Source organism: Phytobacter sp. V91 (assembly GCF_965644225.1).
Classification (GTDB): Bacteria; Pseudomonadota; Gammaproteobacteria; order Enterobacterales; family Enterobacteriaceae; genus CBFFRJ01.
The window spans coordinates 1-20,920 of the sequence record NZ_CBFFRJ010000029.1 but is presented as its reverse complement, the minus strand read 5'-3'; the positions used below and the strand labels follow the sequence as shown (position 1 = coordinate 20,920).

Genomic DNA, 20,920 nt, shown 5'->3' with positions numbered 1-20,920 from the left:
CCATGCACGCCCTGGAATGAATAAAAAAAGATTGTGTTAAGGCGTTGTAATGAACCGACAATCCCGGCTGCTCAATCTCAGCCTGTTACGAACGCATCCGGCCTTTCGCGCCGTATTTCTTGCCCGTTTTATCTCTATTTTGTCGTTGGGTTTACTGGGTGTTGCTGTACCGGTACAGATTCAGGCGATGACGCAGTCAAGCTGGCAGGTGGGCCTTGCGGTAACCCTGACCGGCAGCGCCATGTTTGTGGGGCTGATGGCCGGTGGCGTGCTGGCTGACCGTTATGAACGTAAAAAACTGATCCTGATTGCCCGCAGCACCTGCGGCGTGGGTTTTATTGGCCTGTGGCTGAACGCCTTGCTGCCGGAGCCTTCACTGCTGGCTATCTATTTACTCGGCGTGTGGGACGGCTTCTTTGCTTCGCTGGGGGTCACCGCATTGCTGGCGGCGACGCCTGCGCTGGTCGGGCGTGAAAACTTAATGCAGGCCGGGGCGATCACCATGCTGACGGTACGGCTTGGCTCGGTTATCTCCCCCATGTGCGGCGGCTTATTGCTGGCGACCGGCGGCGTGGCCTGGAACTACGGACTGGCGGCGGCGGGGTCGTTTATCACTCTGCTTCCGTTGCTCAGCCTGCCGATGCTGCCTCCTCCGCCGCAGCCGCGTGAGCATCCGCTGACCTCGCTGGTGGCAGGTTTTCGTTTTCTGCTCAATAGCCCGCTGATTGGCGGCATTGCGCTGTTGGGCGGCTTATTGACGATGGCAAGCGCGGTGCGGGTGCTTTACCCGGCGCTGGCAATGAGCTGGCAGATGTCGGCAGCGCAAATTGGTCTGCTGTATGCCGCGATACCGCTCGGCGCGGCGGCAGGCGCGTTAACCAGCGGAAGGCTGGCGCAGCACGCGCGCCCGGGTCTGTTGATGCTGGGGACGACCGTGGGTGCCTTTGTGGCGATTGGTCTTTTCAGCCTGATGCCCTGGTGGGCGGCAGGCGCATTGTTCCTGGTGCTGTTTGGCTGGTTGAGCGCCATCAGCTCCTTGCTGCAGTACACGCTGCTTCAGACACAGACGCCGGAGTCAATGCTTGGGCGCATTAATGGTTTATGGACCGCGCAAAACGTCACCGGCGATGCCATCGGCGCTGCTCTGTTAGGCGGGCTGAGTGTGGTGATGACTCCAATGGCCTCAGCCAGCAGCAGTGGTTTTGTGCTGGCGATGGCTGGGGTGATGTTAACCCTGGTACTGGTTGAGCTGCGTCGTTTCCGCCAGCAGCCCCCGGCGCCTGTTGAAGCGCCCCAGACCGGAAAAGCGTAAGCGCTATCCGGCAGGGGCAGCAGCCGTTGTTATCAGTCAAACAGGGCTGACAGGCGTTGTAACACCAGAGTGGCGCTGTAGTAATCGAGACGGAAGGTTTCTGCGCCCAGCGCGTAAACCCGTTTGTTTTGCACTGACGGCAAATGGGTCAGCAGCGGGTTGGAACTGAGTTCATCGGCATCTTTCTGATCGCTGGCGAACAGGAATAACGCTTCACCATTGAGGCCGCTTGCCAGGTTTTCACCGCCCAGTTGTACGATGTCATGGCGTTTACCCTGGCTCTTACTGGTGTTCAGCCCTTCCGGCAGCGTGGCGAGCTTGAAGCCCAGTTGCGCCAGCAATTTGCCCTGTGCGGAGTCCTGAGTCCACAGGTTGGCGTTATGCGCGCCAGGGTTATAGACCAGGGCCGTTACCGGTTGGGGGGGCAGCGTCATTTTTGTTTTTACGTCAGCCAGTTGCTGGTCGAATTCGGCAACACGTGCCGCGGCTTGTGTCTCCTGGCCGGTGATGGTGCCCAGTTGGGTCAGCAGATCCTGCCAGCTTTTATCGTCGTAGTTAATCACCAGGGTGGGGGCGATGGCGGAGAGCTGGTCATACAGTGCAAGGGCTGAGTCACCGCCGGTTGCGCTGATGAGGATCAGGTCCGGCATTTGTGCGGCCACCGCTTCGGCATTGGGTTCACCAATATAGATCCGTGCCAGCTGGCGTTTTTTGGCGACGTCGCTCCATTGGCGCAGGAACCCCTGGTCGTCAGCAAAACGGTTATTCGGCGTGGTTGCGCCGCTGGCGACAACCGGTGAATCAATAGCGAGTAGTGAGCCAGTCAGCGTTACGCTGGTTGACACAATACGCAGAGGTTTTTGTTCAAGGGTGTGGCTGCCCTTACTGTCGGTCACCTGGCGTGGCCAGTCAGCAGCCAGTGCTGAGGTTAGTCCTAAAACAATAATACCCAGCATTACGAGGGCTTTACGGCATATCGAAGGGAGAGTCACGAAATCGCATCCTGTTTTTGTTGAGGTTAATGCTTCTCATTTTCATCGTTGGTGGTGATGTATGCAAGCGTTAGCGCCAACAGCAGAATGCGCTGCGGTTGACACCCTGACGCATTAGTTTTAGCTTACCGTCCCGAAATTCAAATGATAATCATTCGTAATTTATCGAACGTTTCTGGAGAATGATATGGATACGTCACTGGCTGAAGAGGTTCAGCAGGCCGCAAATACGCTGGCGCCTGACCAGTTTTTCTTTATGTCGCCATTTCGCAGTTTCACCACGTCCGGGTGCTTTACCCGTATCAGTGAGCCAGCGGTGGCAGGGGATAATCCGGGCAGCACATTCCAGCAGAAACTTGCGCAGGCCTTTGCCGGGGCAAAAGCGCAGGGAATTGCCAGGCCGATCGTGGTAGGGGCGATTCCCTTTGATACCACTCAGCCTTCTGAGCTTTTTATTCCGGCATCCTGGCAGACCTTTTCTCGCCCCTCTAAGCAGCGCTCATCACGCTACTTCTCCAGCCATGAGACGCCGGAGGTGACTGCGCGAACGGCGATACCGGAGCAGGACATCTTTATGGATATGGTCGCCCGCGGCGCAGCCCTGACGGCGACCCCGGAAGTGGACAAAATTGTCCTGTCGCGGCTGATTGATATTGCCACCGATGGCCGTATTGACAGTGGGATCCTGCTTGAGCGCCTGATTGCCCAGAATCCCGCCAGCTTTAACTTCCATGTCCCACTGACCAGCGGTGCGGTGTTGCTCGGCGCCAGCCCTGAATTGCTGCTGCGTAAAGACGGAGCGCACTTTAGCTCACTGCCGCTGGCGGGATCCGCGCGCCGTCAGCCGGACGACATGCTGGATCGCGAAGCCGGTAACAGACTGCTGGCCTCGGAAAAAGATCGCCATGAACATGCGCTGGTGACTCAGGCGATGAAGACGGTGCTGCAAACGCGCAGCCACAATCTGACCTTACCCGACTCGCCGCAGCTGGTGACCACCCCGACTCTGTGGCACCTTGCCACCCCGATTGAAGGAACAGCGATGGCGGGAGAAAACGCGCTGACCCTGGCGTGCCTGCTCCATCCGACGCCAGCCCTGAGCGGTTTCCCGCATCTGGTTGCTAAAAAATTGATTGCGGAGCTTGAGCCGTTCGAACGTGAACTCTTTGGCGGTATTGTCGGCTGGTGTGATGCCGACGGTAATGGCGAGTGGGTGGTCACTATTCGCTGTGCGCGTATTCATGAGAATCAGGTTCGACTGTTTGCCGGCGCAGGCATTGTGCCTGCCTCTTCTCCGGCGGCGGAGTGGCGCGAAACCGGCGTCAAACTGTCCACCATGCTTAACGTCTTTGGCCTGCATTAAGGAGCGATGATGACCGTTCAATTTACCCGTTGGCCTGAAGAGTTCGCCACCCGTTACCGTGAAAAAGGCTACTGGCTGGATCTGCCGATGACCGACATGTTAACCCGCCATGCCCACAGCGATGCGGTGGCGGTGATTGATGGCGAGCGGGAGTTTACTTATCAGCAGTTAGACCAGGCTGCCAGTAATCTGGCCAGTGCGCTGAAAGCAAAAGGGATCCAGCGCGGAGAAACGGCGTTGGTGCAGCTTGGCAATGTGGCTGAGTTTTACATTACCTTCTTTGCACTGCTGAAAATGGGGGCTGTTCCCGTTAACGCCCTGTTCAGCCATCAGCGTACGGAACTGAACGCCTATGCGGCGCAAATTAAGCCCGTCCTGCTGATTGCCGACCGTGCGCATAGCCTCTTCGCAACCGACGCATTCCTGACTGATTTTGCCGCAGAGCACCCCTCCTTACGGGTAAGTCTGCTGCTCAATGACAGCAGTGACAAGGCATTGTCGCCACTGATTGCCGCGACTGCGCTGGATTACACCCAGACGCCAACCGCTGCCGATGAAGTGGCCTTTTTCCAGCTTTCCGGCGGCAGTACCGGTACGCCCAAGTTGATTCCCCGTACCCATAACGACTATTACTACAGCATTCGCCGCAGTAACGAGATTTGCGGCATCACCGCGAATACCCGTTACCTGAATGCGCTGCCCGCCGCGCACAACTATGCGATGAGCTCCCCGGGATCGCTGGGGGTGTTTCTGGCTGGCGGTGTGGTCGTGCTGGCTCACGATCCCAGCGCGACGCTCTGTTTCCCGTTGATTGAACAGCATCGTATCAACGTCATCTCGCTGGTGCCGCCTGCGGTCAGCCTGTGGCTGCAGGCGATTGCTGAAGGGGCCGGAAACGGGCAACTGGCAACCCTGGAACTGTTGCAGGTCGGTGGCGCGCGCCTTTCCGCGACTCTGGCCGCAAGGATAACGAGTGAAATCGGCTGCCAGTTGCAGCAGGTCTTCGGCATGGCTGAAGGGCTGGTGAACTACACGGCGCTGGACGATACCCCGGAGCGTATTTTTAACACCCAGGGCCGCCCGATGTGCCCGGATGATGAAGTCTGGGTGGCCGATGAGAACGGCAATCCGCTGCCGCGTGGTGAGGTGGGTCGCCTGATGACGCGCGGGCCTTACACCTTCCGGGGCTATTTCAACAGCCCGGAACACAATGCCAGCGCCTTCGATGCCAACGGTTTTTACTGCTCAGGGGATCTGATTGCCATTGATGAAGACGGCTATATCACCGTGCAGGGACGCGAGAAAGATCAGATCAACCGCGGCGGCGAGAAGATTGCCGCAGAAGAGATTGAGAATTTGCTGCTGCGCCACGATGCGGTGATCCATGCGGCTCTGGTCAGCATGGAAGACAGCCTGCTGGGTGAGAAAAGCTGTGCGTATCTGGTGGTGAAACAACCGGTGCGTGCCGTCGAGATCCGCCGCTTCCTTAGGGAGCAGGGCGTGGCCGATTTTAAACTGCCAGATCGCGTTGAGTGTCTGGACGCGCTGCCGCTGACCCCGGTGGGCAAAGTCGATAAGAAACAATTACGTCAGGCGCTGGCGCAACGCGCGCAGGCGTAACGAGGAGAAAAAAATGGCTATTCCAAAACTGACCGGCTACGCACTGCCGACCGCGAACGATCTTCCGGAAAATAAAGTGCAATGGGCCTTTGAGCCTGAGCGCGCCGCTTTACTGATCCATGATATGCAGGAGTATTTCCTCAACTTCTGGGGCGATAACTGCCCGATGATGGAAAAAGTGGTCGCCAATATTGCCGCCCTGCGCCAGTTCTGTAAGCAACACAATATTCCGGTGTATTACACCGCACAGCCGAAGGAGCAAAGCGATGATGATCGTGCGCTGCTCAATGATATGTGGGGGCCGGGTTTAACCCGCTCACCTGAACAGCAACAAATCGTTGCCGCTCTTGCGCCGGATGAAGCTGATACGGTGCTGGTGAAATGGCGTTACAGCGCTTTCCACCGCTCGCCGCTGGAGCAGATGCTCAAAGAAACCGGGCGTAACCAGCTCATCATTACCGGCGTTTATGCGCATATTGGCTGTATGACCACCGCCACGGATGCGTTTATGCGTGATATCAAGCCGTTTATGGTGGCAGACGCGCTGGCAGACTTCAGCCGTGAAGAGCACCTGATGTCGCTTAAATATGTGGCGGGGCGTTCCGGGCGGGTCGTGATGACCGAAGCGCTGTTGCCGGTACCCACCAGTAAAGCCGCGCTGCGGGCGCTAATTTTGCCATTGCTCGATGAGTCAGATGAACCTTTCGACGATGAAAATCTGATTGATTATGGTCTGGATTCGGTGCGCATGATGGCGCTGGCCGCCCGCTGGCGGAAAGTGCATGGCGATATCGATTTTGTCATGCTGGCGAAGAATCCAACCATTGATGCCTGGTGGGCGCTGCTCTCCCGCGAGGTCAAATAATGGATTTTGCAGGGAAGACGGTATGGGTGACCGGGGCCGGTAAAGGTATTGGTTATGCTACGGCGCTGGCGTTCGCAAAAGCGGGCGCACAGGTCACTGGTTTTGACCTGGCCTTTGAGCAACAGGATTATCCCTTCGCCACCGAAGTACTGGACGTTGCCGACGCCGCGCAGGTCGCCCAGGTTTGCCCGCGTGTGCTGGCACAAAGCGCTCGGCTGGATGTGCTGGTCAACGCGGCAGGGATTTTGCGCATGGGGGCGACGGATACGCTGAGCCAGGATGACTGGCAGCAGACGTTTGCGGTGAACGTCGGCGGGGCATTTAATCTGTTCCAGGCGACCATGGCGCAGTTTCGTCAGCAGCAGGGCGGGGCGATCGTTACCGTCGCGTCTGACGCCGCGCATACGCCGCGGATTGGTATGAGCGCTTACGGCGCCTCCAAAGCGGCGCTGAAAAGCCTGGCGCTGACGGTCGGTCTTGAGCTGGCGGCAAGCGGCGTGCGGGCCAATATTGTTTCACCTGGCTCAACCGATACCGATATGCAGCGCACGCTGTGGACCAGCAGCGATGCTGAACAGCAACGTATTGCCGGCTTTGGCGCGCAGTTTAAGCTCGGCATTCCGCTGGGCAAAATTGCCCGCCCGCAGGAGATTGCCAGCACTATTTTGTTCCTCGCATCCGACTATGCCAGCCATATCACGCTACAGGATATTGTGGTGGATGGCGGCTCGACCCTGGGGGCGTAAATGATCTGGAAACGTCATTTAACCCTTGATGAGCTCAATGCTACCAGTGCCAGTACGCTGGTGGCGCACCTGGGGATTGTCTATACCCGGCTGGGTGATGATTTTCTCGAAGCGGAGATGCCGGTTGATGCCCGTACCCATCAGCCGTTCGGGCTGCTACACGGCGGCGCATCTGCCGCGCTGGCCGAAACCCTGGGGTCGATGGCCGGATATATGATGACCAGCGACGGGCAGTGCGTGGTAGGAACCGAGCTTAACGCCACCCATCACCGGGCTGTATCCCAGGGCAAAGTGCGCGCGCGTTGCCAGCCGCTGCATCTGGGCCGTCAGAACCAGAGCTGGGAGATTGTGGTCTTCGATGAAAAGGATCGACGCTGCTGCACCTGCCGGTTGAGTACCGCGGTGATCGGCTAGCTGGGTTACCCCTCATCTTCGCCCTTTAAGGTGAAGATGAGGGCAAAGGCCGCACCTTCCTGCAAATTTTATCCCCTCAGTCCTCTCATTCTTACCCTCTGTTCTCATTCATATTCGTCCCATAAGTGATCCGCGTAGCACTGTTATGTAAATGCCCGGTTTTATAACGAAATTTCGATGTTTCAATGTTGTTAAATTTAGCGATTTGTTCTAGAAACAAAATGTAACATCTCCTTTTACGCACACGGATAATCGCTATGAATAACTCAGGGAAATACCTAATTTGGGCATTACTCTCCGTTGTTGGGGCGTTTGCTCTGGGCTACATCGCGCTTAATCGCGGTGAACAGATCAACGCCCTGTGGATTGTTGTTGCCGCAGTCTGTATCTATCTGATTGCTTATCGTTTTTATGGCTTATATATCGCCAAAAACGTGCTGGCAGTCGACCCAACTCGCATGACGCCAGCCGTTCGTCATAATGACGGGCTGGATTATGTACCTACTGATAAAAAAGTGCTGTTCGGTCACCATTTTGCGGCGATTGCAGGCGCAGGTCCGCTAGTGGGGCCGGTACTGGCGGCTCAGATGGGCTATCTGCCGGGCATGATCTGGATCCTTGCTGGCGTCGTGCTGGCGGGGGCAGTGCAGGACTTTATGGTGCTGTTTGTCTCCACCCGCCGCGATGGCCGCTCTCTGGGTGAGCTGGTTAAAGAGGAGATGGGGCCGACCGCCGGAGTCATTGCCCTGGTAGCGACCTTTATGATCATGGTGATTATCCTGGCGGTGCTGGCGATGATCGTGGTTAAAGCCTTGACCCACAGCCCGTGGGGAACTTACACCGTCGCCTTTACCATTCCGCTGGCGATCTTTATGGGCATTTATATTCGCTACCTGCGCCCTGGGCGCATCGGCGAAGTCTCGGTGATTGGCCTGTTCTTCCTGATTTTTGCGATTATCTCAGGTGGCTGGGTGGCAGAAAGCCCGACCTGGGCGCCGTATTTTGACTTTACCGGCGTGCAACTGACCTGGATGCTGGTGGGCTACGGTTTTGTGGCGGCGGTACTGCCGGTGTGGCTGCTGCTGGCCCCGCGTGACTACCTCTCAACCTTCCTGAAAATCGGCACCATTATTGGTCTGGCAATCGGTATTCTGATCATGCGCCCTACGCTGACCATGCCCGCGCTGACCAAATTCGTCGATGGCACCGGGCCGGTGTGGACAGGCAACCTGTTCCCGTTCCTGTTTATTACTATCGCCTGTGGCGCGGTTTCTGGCTTCCATGCGCTGATCTCGTCCGGTACCACGCCGAAAATGCTGGCCAATGAAGGTCAGGCCTGCTTTATCGGCTACGGCGGTATGCTGATGGAGTCCTTCGTGGCGATCATGGCGCTGGTGTCGGCCTGTATCATCGATCCAGGCGTTTACTTTGCGATGAACAGCCCGATGGCGGTAATGGCACCGGCAGGGACTACCGATGTTGTTGCTTCGGCGGCGCAGGTGGTCAGCAGCTGGGGCTTTAGCATCACCCCGGAAGCGTTGAAAAATATCGCTGACGAGGTGGGTGAACAGTCGATTATCTCACGCGCAGGCGGGGCGCCAACGCTGGCGGTGGGGATGGCGTATATCCTCCACGGCGCGCTTGGTGGCATGATGGATGTGTCGTTCTGGTACCACTTCGCCATCCTGTTCGAGGCCCTGTTTATCCTCACGGCGGTGGATGCCGGTACCCGTGCCGCTCGCTTTATGCTCCAGGATCTGCTGGGGGTGATCTCGCCGGGGCTGAAACGCACCGACTCGTTACCCGCAAACCTGATGGCAACGGCATTGTGTGTGCTGGCCTGGGGTTACTTCCTGCACCAGGGGGTTGTTGATCCTCTGGGTGGTATCAATACGCTGTGGCCGCTGTTCGGGATTGCTAACCAGATGCTGGCCGGTATGGCGCTGATGCTGTGTGCAGTGGTACTGTTCAAAATGAAACGCCAGCGGTATGCATGGGTTGCTCTGCTGCCAACGGCCTGGCTGCTGATTTGTACTCTGACCGCGGGCTGGCAGAAAGCCTTTAGTCCGGACAACAAAGTCGGCTTCCTGGCGATAGCCAATAAGTTCCAGGCGATGATCGACAGTGGTAATATTCCGGCACAGTACACCCAGTCGCAGCTCTCGCAACTGGTGTTTAACAACCGTCTTGATGCCGGGCTGACCATCTTCTTTATGGTGGTTGTGGTCGTGCTAGCGTTCTATTCGGTGAAAACTGCGCTGGCCTCGTTGAAAACCGACAAGCCAACGTCAATGGAAAGGCCCTATGAGCCGATGCCGGAAAATCTCGATGAGATTGTGACTCAGGCGAAAAGCGCACATTAATTAACTCTTACCCTCCCTTTCGGGGGAGGGTAAAGCGTGAGGAAGTATGTTCGACACCTTATCAAAAGCAGGCAAATACTTAGGTCAGGCGGCCAAAATGATGATTGGCGTACCGGATTATGACAACTACGTTGAGCATATTCGCATCACCCATCCGGAGCAGACGCCGATGACTTACGAAGAGTTCTTCCGCGAGCGACAGGACGCGCGCTACGGCGGCAAAGGCGGCGCGAAGTGCTGTTAATCCTCTTTGGGTAAATACAGACTGATTTGTTCCTGAGTGCAGCCGTAAAGGGCTGCCAGTTTTTCACGGGTGCGTTTTTGCGGACGTGAGTCCACGGATTCAAGCTGCGAGACTGCCGACTGGCTGATACCCAGCTTGTCCGCCACTTCTTGTTGCGATAACCCGCGGTGGATACGCCAGGCTGCCTGCAGGCTGACATTATCACGGGTCATAATTCGGCAGACGACATCCGGCAGTGGGACATCATCGTATTCATCGTGCTCGTCATCGATTTCTTCCAGATCCTCATCCGTTTCATCATCGAGTTCGGCCATTTTCAAACACATACGAAAGTATTCGTTATAGGGAATGACCACATACTGTGTTTTCCCTTCATCATCCTTAATAAATTGAACTGCCATAGGGCATTCTCTCCTCGTGCAGATAAGTCGTTGAGGTTCTGCGCTTTACCGCCACGATATAGCAGGTATCACCGATTCCCTCTTGCTGGGTGAAGATGATTCGATATTCACCTACTCTCAATCGATAGTGTCCCTCGGGTACGGACAGTTTTTTGATATCAGGCGGAGGTGCAGACTTGTCGTCCAGCCGGGATAACTTCTCTTCAATCCGTTGTTGATAGCGAATATCTATCCTGGAAAACGCTCTTACGGCATTCCGTGACCATAAAATAACCATCTCGACCTCCACTGTACGCTTCAATAGGATATAAGTAAATAATAAGATTATTAGATAACCTCATTATTTCTTATATTGTCGATTTTACAGAAGAGAATCTGCTGATAAAGAAGGGTGCTTTGTTTCTTCTAGGCCGCTCGAAAGTGCCTCTGCCGGACGACAGAGGCACCTGCCAGTATCAGGCGTTCGCGCCCCCGTCCACATCAATCCCGGTTCCGGTGATATGTTTTGCCGCCGGGCTTGCCAGGAAGGTAACTGCCTCGGCGATATCTTCCGCCTTACCGTAGTGCCCAAGGGCAATCAGCTGGCGCTGGGTTTCCGCGCCTTCACCATCTGCCGGGTTCATATCGCTGTCCGTCGGGCCGGGGTGAACCAGGTTTACGGTGATCCCGCGTGGGCCAAGATCGCGCGCCAGACCTCGGGTCAGAGAATTTAAGGCGGATTTGGTCATTGAGTAGACCGCAATTCCGGGCAACGGCACGTGGTTAGCAAGGCAACTGCCGATATTGATGATACGACCACCTTCCTGAAGATGAGGAAGGGCCGCCTGGGTGGCAATCACCACGCCGCGAATATTCACATTGATTAACGCATCGATATCTTCATCAGACATCTCTTCCAGCGGCCCGCCACGGGCGATTCCGGCGTTGTTGACCAGAATATCCAGCCCACCTAACCTTTCGACCGTTGCGGCAACCGCTTGACGAATGGCCTGCGGGCTGGCGCTGTTGGCCTGAATGGCGGTGCCGTTGCGCCCGAGGGCGCGAATTTCATCGGCGACAATCTCAGCTTTTTCGGCTGATTTTTCAAAGGTAATAGCCACATCGGCACCAGCCCGCGCTAGTGACAATGCGATAGCTTTACCCAGACCACGACTTGCGCCCGTAACCAGCGCGCGTTTACCTGCAAGTGAAAATGACATGGTGACTCCTTAATTATGTGTCGATTGATACATAATTAAGTTAGACGGACTTTCATGATGCCGTCAATAGTATTAATATACCGATCAGCACAAAATGTTGGAGGCCACCGTGAGCCGGGGAAGACCACGCGAATTTGAACGCACTGAAGCCCTGAACCAGGCGATGAAAATCTTCTGGCAGAAGGGCTATACTGCGACATCAATGAACGATCTGTACGAGACGATGGGCATTAAATCTCCCAGTCTCTATGCGGCGTTCGGCAGCAAAGAAGATTTATACGAAGAGGTTTTGCTGCACTACGAACAGTCCGTTGCGCCGCGTATCTGGGGGCATATGACCACCGAGCCTTCGCCGCGTCAGGCGGTGTGGCTGTGGCTTGAACGCTCTGCTGAGATGCTGACGCAAAACGACATGCCGCACGGCTGTATGGTTACGCTGTCGGCGGTAGGCAGTGAAGGTCACGACAGGCTGGGGACGCTGGTTCGTCGACTACGGGAAAGTGGTATCGATCTGTTAAAAGCGCGGCTGGCGCAGGCGCAGAAACAGGGCGATTTACCTGATTCGGTGGACGTAGAAGCCCTGACGCGTCTCTATATCAGCGTTCAGCAAGGGATGTCGATTCAGGCCCGCGACGGTGCGGGCCGTGAAACGCTGCTGAGTATTGCACGTATGGCCATGGTGTTATGGCCTGCCTGAGTTAGCGGGAGAAATATTCCACTTTTTCAAAGGCCGCGCGCAGCGTTGCCGGGCTTATTTCTCCCGGCAGATAGTGAATAGTCTCTACCGGGCGCAGGGTGTGAGCAATGACCCGGTTCAGTTCTTCATGATTGTTGATGTCCACATCCAGCGCCGCCAGCGTGGTCGGCAGGTTAAAGCGCTGCCAGGCGTTCACTAACTGTGTGAGCACGTCATCCTGACCGAGCAGGGCGCTTTGTACCAGGATCCCGTAGGCCACTTTGGTGCCGTGGAGGTATTTTTCCGTCTGCGGCAACACGGTTAAGCCGTTATGCACCGCATGGGCGGCGGCAACGCGGGTGTAACGCTCGCCCAGACCGCCGACCATACCGCCACCGGCAATGATCGCATCCACCACGTCGCGAAACGCCTGCGTCACTTCCCCACGTGCCTGATCCGCTAACGCTTCTTCACTGCGCTCAAGCAACACATCACGGATCGCCAGCGCATTATTAATGCCAAGCCGCACGGTGAGCGACAGGTTCTCCGGTTGTGGCGCCAGCACTACAGCTTCGTACCACTTCGCCAGGGTATCGCCGATCCCCGCCAGCAGATATTCCGCCGGGGCATTGAGAATGATTTCCGGCTCCACCAGCACCAGGAAATTGGCATCGTCAAAGATTTCAAAGTGCAGGGCCTGACCGGCATCGTTGTACCAGACAGAAAGCGGCGTCCAGGCCGCACAGGTAGCGGCAATTGTCGGGATAGCCACCACCGGTAAGCCCAGACGGCGCGCCACGGCTTTAGCGGTATCCAGCAATGCGCCGCCGCCCACGCCAATCACCACTGCCCGATCGTCACCGGATAACTGAGCCAGTTCCGCCACATCGTGTTCGCTGCAATGGCCTTTAAACAACAGATGCTTTGCTCCCTCAGCGTTAAAACTTTCCGGCAGGAACGGACGCGCGCCTTCAATGGCTCGCTCACCGTAAATCCACACCGCGCGGGAGAGTTGTTCAGGCGTGTAGAAGTCATGGAGATGGGCAAGACTGCCCGCATGAGAGAAATAATTGGCCGGGCCGGTGACGACGCGAATATTAGTGTTGCTCATTTGTTGTGTCCTTGTGTACTATCGCTAGCCTGATGTTATGTCTGGACATCCGGATGGCTAATATTATTTAGCTTTATCTTATGCCTTTTCTGTCGTTGCCAGTCAAGGCGGGCTATGAAAAATTCATCAAATAAACTTATTAATCAGGAACTCGCGTCAGATGAGCACTCACCACCTCGAAATGCGCACAATTAGCCTGGCGTTTGGCGGATTTAACGCATTGTCGCAAGTCGATTTTTCCCTGCGAGGCGGTTCAGTTCATGCACTCACGGGGGCTAACGGCGCGGGTAAATCGACCCTGATGGCAGTGTTATGCGGCACGCATGATCACTACGAAGGCGAAATCGTTATCAATAACCAGCCGGTCTCCATTCGAACTCCGCGTGACGCCAAACAACTGGGTATTCATCTGGTGCAGCAGGAAGTGGATGTGGCGCTGATCCCTGGTCTCTCGATTGCCGAAAACATCATGCTGGACAGACTGGCTGAGCCGGGGCATACCTGGCGCTGGGGCGAGATGCGTAAGCTTGCGCAGGAGGCGCTGGCGCAGCTGGATGTCGCCATGGACGTGCGCCGGGTTATCGACACCTGCACGCTGGCAGAGAAGCAGCAAATTTTGCTGGCCCGTGCGCTCTCCCACCATTGTCGGTTTCTGATCCTCGACGAACCTACGGCGCCTCTCGATCAACATGAAAGTGAGCGCTTGTTCACCGTGGTCCGCCGCCTGCAAAAACAGGGGATCGGGGTGGTCTTTATCTCCCACCGTATTCATGAACTGAAAGCGATTTGCGACACCCTGACCGTACTGCGCGACGGCAAACTGATTGAATCCGGCCCGATGGCTGAGCTGTCCGGGGAGCAAATCGTCGAGAAGATGCTCGGCCATGAACTGAGTGATATCTACCCGCCGCGTCGCCCGCCTCATAGCGATGAGGTGCTGCTGAGTATTGATGGTCTGCATGACGCGCAGCTGCTGAAAGATATCTCTCTGCGTCTGCGCAAAGGGGAAATTCTCGGTATTGCCGGCCTTGCCGGGGCGGGAAAAACTGAATTATGCAAAGCGCTGTTCGGCGCGAATAAAAGCAGCGTGGTGCGCGGCGAGCTTAACAGCCAGCCCTGGCGGCCGCGCGATCCGGCGGATTCGGTTATCCGTGGGCTGGCGCTGGTGCCGGAAGAGCGGCGTAAAGAGGGCATCTTTATCGAAGAGCCTGTTGTTATGAACCTTGCCGTCAGCGCGGACAACACCTTCTCGCGCTGGAGTCTGTTTGGTCATCGCCAGGCCTGGCGCTGGGCGCAGGAAGTGATTGCCCGCGTTGGTGTGCGTACTACCGGCCCAGGTCAGCAGCTACGCCGCCTTTCCGGCGGTAATCAGCAGAAAGTAGCCATCGGTAAATGGCTGCGCGGCAACGCCAACGTGGTGATTTTTGACGAACCGACCAAAGGGGTCGACGTCAAAGCCAAAACCGACCTGTTCCAGCTGATTGACGGGCTGGCCCGGGAAGGCAAGGGCGTGATTTATGCCTCCGGGGAGTTTTCCGAACTGGTGGGCCTGTGCGACCGTATTTGTGTGCTCTGGGATGGGCGCATTGTTGCAGAAGTGAAGGGCGAGGAGGCCCGCGAAGAGACATTACTTTATTTTTCCACCGGAGGAACGGCAGCGTGAGCAAAGCCCTTTCAGTTAAGGCTGCGGTGTCATCCCGTCAGCAATTTTTTGATTTTCTCTATAAATGGGGCATGTTGCTGACCGTTGTCGCTCTGGTTGCCATTTTTGGCCTGGCGTCGGATAACTTTCTCGATCCCTTTAATATCATCAATATCTTACGTTCAATCGCTATCGTTACGGTGATCGCGGTTGGGGTATCGATTTCACTGACCATCGGCGGTTTTGACCTCTCGGTTGGCTCCACCGCATCACTCGCTAACTCGCTGGTGATTTCGCTGTTTGTCTGGCATGGCTTTGGCACCACCGAAGCCATTCTGGTGACCCTGGCGCTGTGTACGCTGGTTGGCCTGTTCAACGCATTTCTGATTGTGGTGCTGCGTATTCCCGACATGCTTGCCACCCTCGGCAGCCTGTTTGTTATTCAGGGTGTGGCGATGACTTACAGCTACGGCGGGTCCATCACCCAGAACATGGTGCTGCCGAGCGGCGAGATGGCTGAAGGGTTGATTCCGGAGGCCTTTGGCCTGCTGGGGCAGGTGCCGACCATTGTTATCATTATGCTGGTGGTGACGGTTGTGGCGCAGCTTGGCCTGTCGCTCACCACTCACGGTCGCCGGATGTACGCCATTGGCGGCAACCCGGAAGCGGCGCGCTTATCCGGCATTCGTACCACCCGCTACAAAGTGGCGGCCTATGTGATTGCCTCGTTGCTGGCCGGGCTTGGCGGCATTCTGCTGGCCTCGCGTATCGGTTCCTCCCAGGTGAACGCCGGTGGCGGCTATCTGATGGATGCCGTGGCGGCAGCATGGATTGGTTTCTCTCTCGCCGGTTCCGGTAAACCCAATGCGCTCGGTACGCTGGTCGGAGCGGTCATTCTCGGCGTGCTGTCAAACGGACTGGTGATGCTCTCGGTGCCGTATTACGCCATGGACATTATTAAGGGGCTGGTGCTGGCCGGTGCCCTTGCGTTGACTTACTTCCAGCGTCGTTAATTATTCAGGGGATAACAGATGAAAAAGGTAGCACTCTCTTTACTGACGCTGGGATTACTGAGCGCTCTGCCAGGTTATGCGGCAACACCAGCACCTATTCCGGACGCGATTGCCAGCCACAACGGCCCGATTCGCATTGCATTGATTCGTAACCTTGGTTCTGATGACAACACCACGCAGTTTGTCTCCGGCGCGTTGCAGGAAGGCAAAAAGCTGGGCTTCAAAGTGAGTACTTTCCTGAGCAACGGCGATGACGCTAAGTTCCAGGATTTTATTAACCAGGCCATTACCCAGAAATATGACGGGATTATCCTGTCTCAGGGGCGCGATCCGTACTCCACCGCGCTGATTAAAAAAGCGGTTGATGCCGGTATTAAAGTATCGGTCTTTGATACCGCCGTTAACGGTGAAATTCCGGGCGTGACTGTCACTCAGCAGGATGACGCCTCCCTGACCAAACTCTCCTTTGGCGCACTGGCGAAAGACTTTAATGGCAAAGCCAATATCATCAAACTGTGGGTTGCTGGTTTCCCGCCGATGGAGCGTCGCCAGGCGGCTTATGCTGAACTGCTGAAAGAGTATCCGGGCATTAAAGAGCTGGAATCCATTGGCGCAGTCTCTTCCGACGTCCAGGGCGACACTGCCAACAAAGTAGGCGCGGTACTGGCGAAATACCCGAAAGGGCAGATCGATGCAATCTGGGGAACCTGGGATGCCTTTAGCCAGGGGGCGTACAAAGCGCTGAAAGAGAACGGTCGCACCGAGATCAAACTCTACAGCATTGACGTTTCCAACCAGGATCTGCAGCTGATGCGTGAGTCCAACAGCCCGTGGAAAGTGAGCGTGGCGGTGGATCCGAAACTGATTGGTGCCACCAACGTGCGCCTGATCGCCAACAAGATTGCCGGTGAGTCGACCCCTGCAACCTATGATTTTAAAGCCGCGGCTATTCCTCAGGCGCTGCTGGCAGCACAGCCTGGTGCGGTGAACGTGGCATCGCTGGCGAAAATCATCCCAGGCTGGGGCCAGACCGAAGACTTTATCGCCCCGTGGTTCGCCACGCTGGAAGCGAAAGCGAAGTAACGGACGCTTTTCTCCCTCTCTCACCTGAGGGGGATTGCTTTTCTCCCTCTCCCCGTGGGAGAGGGCCGGAGTGAGGGCCACAAACCGCACCCCGGCTTAAAAAGGAATCACAATGGCAACAGAACTTCCACGCCCGGAATTTAGCCGCAACATGCGGCTGATCGGTCATAGCGACCAGGGTGGCCGCCCCGACGGCGTACAGCTGATGGTGCACCGTGGCTTTGCGTATATCGGCCATATGGTCTCGCAAGGCTTCTCTATCGTCGATGTACGCGATCCTAAAAACCCGAAACCCGCAGGCTATGTACCGGCGCCGCCCGGCACCTGGAATGTGCACCTGCAGGCGCATGACGACCTTCTGCTGGTGATCAACGCCCGCGATCTCTTTGCCGACGCCCGCTTTGCTGATGAAAAGGTCTACTACACCCGTTCGGTGGGCGATACCGTCAGCGATGTACAGGACAAAGGCTGGAGCGCCGGGCTGCGTATTTTTGATATCTCCACGCCGGACAAGCCGCGTGAGATTAGTTTCCTGTCGCTCAATGGCATCGGCATTCACCGCATCTGGTATGTGGGCGGGCGCTGGGCCTATGTTTCCGCGCTGATTGACGGCTTTAGTGACTACATTTTCCTGACTATCGACCTGGCCGATCCGCGTAAACCTGAAGTGGCAGGGCGCTGGTGGCTGCCGGGGATGAACCAGGCGGCAGGTGAAACGCCGGACTGGGAAGCAGGCAAACGCTATGCGCTGCACCACGCCATTATCGCGGGCGATACCGCCTACGGTAGCTGGCGTGACGGCGGCCTGACGCTGCTGGATGTGAAAGACCGTACTGCGCCGAAGCTTATCAGCCACCGTAACTGGAGCCCACCGTTTGGCGGCGGTACTCATACCGCATTGCCGTTACCGGACCGTGACCTGCTGGTGGTGCTGGATGAAGCGGTACTCGATAATCAGGAAGATGGCGAGAAGCTTATCTGGCTGTTCGATATCCGTGAACCGGCGAACCCGGTGAGTATTTCCACCTTCCCACAGCCGGACGAGATTGACTATGTGGCGAAAGGGGCGCACTTCGGGCCGCATAATCTGCACGAAAACCGTCCTGGCAGCTTTATCAGCTCAACGTTGATTTTCGCCACTTACCAGAACGCTGGCGTGCGGGCGTATGATATTTCTAACCCGTATCGTCCGGTTGAGACCGGCGCACTGGTGCCAGCCGCGCCGGCGAAGATGATGGATACGCGTCCAGGGCGACCACAGGTGATTCAGTCATGCGATGTGTTTGTGGATGCGCAGGGGATTATCTACAGCACGGATTACAACGGCGGCTTGTCGGTGATTGAGTATCTGGGGTGAGTGCGGCCTGATGCCCTCACCCCGGCCCTCTCCCACGGGGAGAGGGAGAAAAACAGTGCCCGGACAGGCCTCGTTGCCATCCGGGTGACCGCACTTAACTGTACTGGCGCACTCTGGCAATCAGCTCTTCCACGTTTTCAATGCGTGGGGCAATCAGGATCAGCACTTTGCCCAGTGAAATGGCGTGGCGCAGGCACTCATGGCGCATCTCTTCATCGGCAATGGTGTCAATATCGGCCACGTGAGACAGCCCTACGGTGCGGCGAATCAATTCCGTACCGCAGAAACCCACCGCATCGACCCACACTTTTTTCAGGAATTCTGATGCATAACCCGGCACGCTAAGGGCGGCATCGCGGCTCTTCTCGCGAGCCAGCGCCTGGAAGCGTTCTGCAAAGGTGGTCCACAATTGCTGAATGTCCAAAAGACGCTGTTCGCGAGCTGCTGCGGCGTCGCGGATGCCAAGCAGGCCTGGCAGGCCGCAATAGTTCAGCAGCAGGTTGCCAATGGCGGTTCCCAGATCAAAGCCAATCGGCCCGAAGTAGCCGAACTCCGCGTCGATGGCTTTCAGGCTGCCGTCGGCGACAAAAATCGAGCCGCTATGAATATCGCCGTGCAGCAGGGCTTCGCTGTGGGAGAAGAAACGGTGCTTAAGGGCGGCGACCGCCAGTTTCAGTTCAGCATCCTGACGCAGGGCGTCGACATTCGCTTCCAGCGCGGCTGGATAGTTATTACGCTCATGGATCTGGTAGGGATCGTTGAAGAACAGATCTTCGGTGATTTCGCACATTTCCGGGTTAATAAACTGCGCAACCTGGGCTTTTTTTACATGTGGATGCAGGTAAAAATCGCTGGTGTGGAACAGGGTTTGCGCCAGATACTCCCCTAACTGGCGTGTTGCCTGCGGGTAGTAATTGTTTTTAATCAGTTCGCCGCGCCAGATTCGGTGATCGGAGAGATCTTCCATTACCATCACCGCCAGTTCCGGGTCGTAATGGAGGATGTGCACCGTGTGCTGCGGTGCATGTTTGTAATGCTCTACCAGGGTTTGCGCTTCGAGACGGGCGCGATCCAGGGTCAACGGCCAGGATTCGCCGACGCAGCGCACATAGGGCAGGGCTTGTTTAACGATGATGCGACTGACACCCTGGTTATCAAAAATCTTGAACACCAGGTTCAGGTTTCCGTCGCCGACCTCCTGCGCCTCAACCAGCTCAGACGGGTTGTCCAGGCCACCAAATTGTTGTGCATACGCCACGGCGTCATGGGCGTTGAAGGTACGGTATTGCGACATTGCCTGTTCCTCATGTTCTTATGCTAATAAAGCCATTCAGACGTCTATACATCCGGACTTCATCCTGACACAATACGATACAACAACGCAACAGGGATTTAACGCTATGCAGACATTACAGACCACCAGCCTGCGGATTGCAGACAACCGGTTATTTATTCTCGACCAGCAGGCACTGCCGCAGGAGAAGCGCTGGCTGGCTGCGGATTCGGTCGCCCTGCTGGTGGAGCATATCCATGCCTTACGTGTACGCGGCGCGCCGCTGATTGGCCTCTCCGCCAGCCTGCTACTGGCGTTGCTGGCAGAGAAGGGAGAGAGTCGCGACGAACTCGCGCAGTCGCTGGAGACGCTGCGAGCCTCACGCCCGACAGCCGTCAATCTGATGAACAACCTCGATCGGATGAAACTGGCACTGGCACAGGAAGATTTTGCTCCGGCGCTGGCGGCAGAAGCGTTGCGTCTGATTGAAGAAGATAAAGCCCTGTGCGCCAGCATCGCGCAGGCGGGCAGCGCTCTGGTGACGCCTGGCAGTCGTCTGCTTACCCACTGTAATACCGGCGGGCTGGCGACGGCGGGCGTCGGCACAGCGCTGGGCGTGATTGCCCTGGCCTTTGAACAAGGCAAAGTAGCTAACGTTTGGGTCGATGAGACACGCCCGTTGTTGCAGGGCGGTCGCTTAACGGCCTGGGAGCTGGGCGAGCTGGGCGTACCTTATCAGCTGATCACCGATTCAATGGCCGCCAGCCTGATGGCAAAAGGGCAGGTGGATGCGATATGGGTCGGCGCAGACCGGATTGCCGCCAACGGCGATGTGGCGAATAAAATCGGCACCTATTCCCTGGCGGTACTGGCAAAATTCCACGGTATTCCGTTCTACGTTGCCGCCCCGCAAACCACGCTGGATCCGAACTGCCCGAACGGAGAGGCGATTCCTATTGAGCAGCGTACTGCTGCTGAAGTGACGGGCGTTGCCGGAAGCTTTGGCGCGGTGCAGTGGGCGCCGGAAAATGCGCAGGTCTATAACCCGGCGTTTGACGTCACCCCAGCCGCTTTGATCAGCGGCTGGGTGCTCGATAGCGGCGTGGTTACCCCGGAGCAGGTCGTCGCCGGGTTCTTTGCCCGCTGAGTGGTGATCCCCCTCACCCCAACCCTTGTATGTTTAAAGTCACTTCAGTTACCCGCCACCAGGCGGGTACACTGCTACCGTGTTTGACCTGATGCCACA

The 20,920-nt window shown here is 56.6% G+C and carries 20 protein-coding genes; 14 read left to right on the top strand and 6 right to left on the bottom strand.

From position 1 onward, the window contains the following. The first annotated feature begins 49 nt into the window (after positions 1–49). Complete coding sequence (entS, locus tag ACSZO4_RS08170; RefSeq protein WP_437888388.1) at positions 50–1,312, top strand: enterobactin transporter EntS; 1,263 nt, start codon at positions 50–52, stop codon at positions 1,310–1,312. A gap of 32 nt (positions 1,313–1,344) precedes the next feature. On the opposite strand, the gene fepB is transcribed toward entS, so the two are convergent. Continuing rightward, positions 1,345–2,304, bottom strand: a complete 960-nt coding sequence (gene fepB / locus ACSZO4_RS08165; protein WP_437888387.1) for a Fe2+-enterobactin ABC transporter substrate-binding protein — start codon at positions 2,302–2,304, stop codon at positions 1,345–1,347. 187 nt (positions 2,305–2,491) lie between these two features. Here fepB and entC point away from each other — a divergent pair, with 187 nt between their 5' ends. From entC to ACSZO4_RS08130, 7 genes are all read left to right on the top strand, one after another. Further along, positions 2,492–3,667, top strand: a complete 1,176-nt coding sequence (entC, locus tag ACSZO4_RS08160) for an isochorismate synthase EntC (protein ID WP_437888386.1) — start codon at positions 2,492–2,494, stop codon at positions 3,665–3,667. Positions 3,668–3,676: 9 nt separating this feature from the next. Next, positions 3,677–5,287 (top strand): (2,3-dihydroxybenzoyl)adenylate synthase, encoded by a 1,611-nt coding sequence (locus ACSZO4_RS08155; protein WP_437888406.1) that lies wholly within the window; start codon positions 3,677–3,679, stop codon positions 5,285–5,287. A gap of 13 nt (positions 5,288–5,300) precedes the next feature. Next, the gene (locus tag ACSZO4_RS08150; protein WP_437888385.1) at positions 5,301–6,152 is read left to right on the top strand and encodes an isochorismatase family protein; all 852 of its coding nucleotides are present in this window, start codon (positions 5,301–5,303) and stop codon (positions 6,150–6,152) included. Then, entirely contained in the window at positions 6,152–6,898 is a 747-nt protein-coding gene (gene entA, locus ACSZO4_RS08145) for a 2,3-dihydro-2,3-dihydroxybenzoate dehydrogenase EntA (protein WP_437888384.1), read from the top strand. The genes ACSZO4_RS08150 and entA overlap by 1 nt, the downstream gene beginning before the upstream one ends. Beyond that, on the top strand, positions 6,899–7,312 hold the full coding sequence (gene entH, locus ACSZO4_RS08140; RefSeq protein ID WP_437888383.1) for a proofreading thioesterase EntH: 414 nt from the start codon (positions 6,899–6,901) through the stop codon (positions 7,310–7,312). It abuts the gene before it with no gap. Between the two features lie 257 nt (positions 7,313–7,569). After that, positions 7,570–9,675 (top strand): pyruvate/proton symporter CstA, encoded by a 2,106-nt coding sequence (gene cstA / locus ACSZO4_RS08135; RefSeq protein WP_437888382.1) that lies wholly within the window; start codon positions 7,570–7,572, stop codon positions 9,673–9,675. Between the two features lie 46 nt (positions 9,676–9,721). Beyond that, positions 9,722–9,919, top strand: a complete 198-nt coding sequence (locus tag ACSZO4_RS08130) for a YbdD/YjiX family protein (RefSeq protein WP_437888381.1) — start codon at positions 9,722–9,724, stop codon at positions 9,917–9,919. On the opposite strand, the gene ACSZO4_RS08125 is transcribed toward ACSZO4_RS08130, so the two are convergent. The 3 genes from ACSZO4_RS08125 to ACSZO4_RS08115 form a co-directional block, all read right to left on the bottom strand. Beyond that, positions 9,916–10,320: a helix-turn-helix domain-containing protein gene (locus ACSZO4_RS08125; protein ID WP_437888380.1), complete on the bottom strand. Its 405-nt coding sequence runs from the start codon at positions 10,318–10,320 to the stop codon at positions 9,916–9,918. The genes ACSZO4_RS08130 and ACSZO4_RS08125 overlap by 4 nt on opposite strands. Continuing rightward, on the bottom strand, positions 10,301–10,597 hold the full coding sequence (locus tag ACSZO4_RS08120; RefSeq protein WP_437888379.1) for a type II toxin-antitoxin system RelE family toxin: 297 nt from the start codon (positions 10,595–10,597) through the stop codon (positions 10,301–10,303). The genes ACSZO4_RS08125 and ACSZO4_RS08120 overlap by 20 nt, the downstream gene beginning before the upstream one ends. Positions 10,598–10,775: 178 nt before the next feature. Further along, positions 10,776–11,519 carry an SDR family NAD(P)-dependent oxidoreductase gene (locus ACSZO4_RS08115; protein ID WP_437888378.1) on the bottom strand — a complete coding sequence of 248 codons (744 nt, stop codon included), beginning with the start codon at positions 11,517–11,519 and terminating at the stop codon, positions 10,776–10,778. Positions 11,520–11,613: 94 nt separating this feature from the next. On the opposite strand from ACSZO4_RS08115, the gene ACSZO4_RS08110 reads away from it, so the two are divergent. Beyond that, entirely contained in the window at positions 11,614–12,216 is a 603-nt protein-coding gene (locus ACSZO4_RS08110) for a TetR/AcrR family transcriptional regulator (RefSeq protein WP_437888377.1), read from the top strand. A 1-nt stretch (position 12,217) separates the two neighbouring features. On the opposite strand, the gene ACSZO4_RS08105 is transcribed toward ACSZO4_RS08110, so the two are convergent. After that, positions 12,218–13,306: an oxidoreductase gene (locus ACSZO4_RS08105; protein WP_437888376.1), complete on the bottom strand. Its 1,089-nt coding sequence runs from the start codon at positions 13,304–13,306 to the stop codon at positions 12,218–12,220. Between the two features lie 160 nt (positions 13,307–13,466). On the opposite strand from ACSZO4_RS08105, the gene ACSZO4_RS08100 reads away from it, so the two are divergent. The 4 genes from ACSZO4_RS08100 (at position 13,467) to ACSZO4_RS08085 (ending at position 18,401) form a co-directional block, all read left to right on the top strand. After that, entirely contained in the window at positions 13,467–14,969 is a 1,503-nt protein-coding gene (locus ACSZO4_RS08100) for a sugar ABC transporter ATP-binding protein (protein ID WP_437888375.1), read from the top strand. Continuing rightward, positions 14,966–15,961 carry an ABC transporter permease gene (locus ACSZO4_RS08095; protein ID WP_437888374.1) on the top strand — a complete coding sequence of 332 codons (996 nt, stop codon included), beginning with the start codon at positions 14,966–14,968 and terminating at the stop codon, positions 15,959–15,961. The genes ACSZO4_RS08100 and ACSZO4_RS08095 overlap by 4 nt, the downstream gene beginning before the upstream one ends. Positions 15,962–15,979: 18 nt before the next feature. Further along, positions 15,980–17,044: a sugar ABC transporter substrate-binding protein gene (locus ACSZO4_RS08090; protein WP_437888373.1), complete on the top strand. Its 1,065-nt coding sequence runs from the start codon at positions 15,980–15,982 to the stop codon at positions 17,042–17,044. A 112-nt stretch (positions 17,045–17,156) separates the two neighbouring features. Beyond that, positions 17,157–18,401, top strand: a complete 1,245-nt coding sequence (locus ACSZO4_RS08085; protein ID WP_437888372.1) for an LVIVD repeat-containing protein — start codon at positions 17,157–17,159, stop codon at positions 18,399–18,401. Between the two features lie 94 nt (positions 18,402–18,495). Here the strand turns inward: ACSZO4_RS08085 and mtnK are convergent, their stop codons facing one another. Then, complete coding sequence (gene mtnK, locus ACSZO4_RS08080; RefSeq protein ID WP_437888371.1) at positions 18,496–19,695, bottom strand: S-methyl-5-thioribose kinase; 1,200 nt, start codon at positions 19,693–19,695, stop codon at positions 18,496–18,498. A 106-nt stretch (positions 19,696–19,801) separates the two neighbouring features. Between mtnK and mtnA the strand changes: the two genes are divergently transcribed. After that, positions 19,802–20,821: an S-methyl-5-thioribose-1-phosphate isomerase gene (gene mtnA, locus ACSZO4_RS08075; RefSeq protein ID WP_437888370.1), complete on the top strand. Its 1,020-nt coding sequence runs from the start codon at positions 19,802–19,804 to the stop codon at positions 20,819–20,821. The last annotated feature ends 99 nt before the right edge of the window (positions 20,822–20,920 follow it).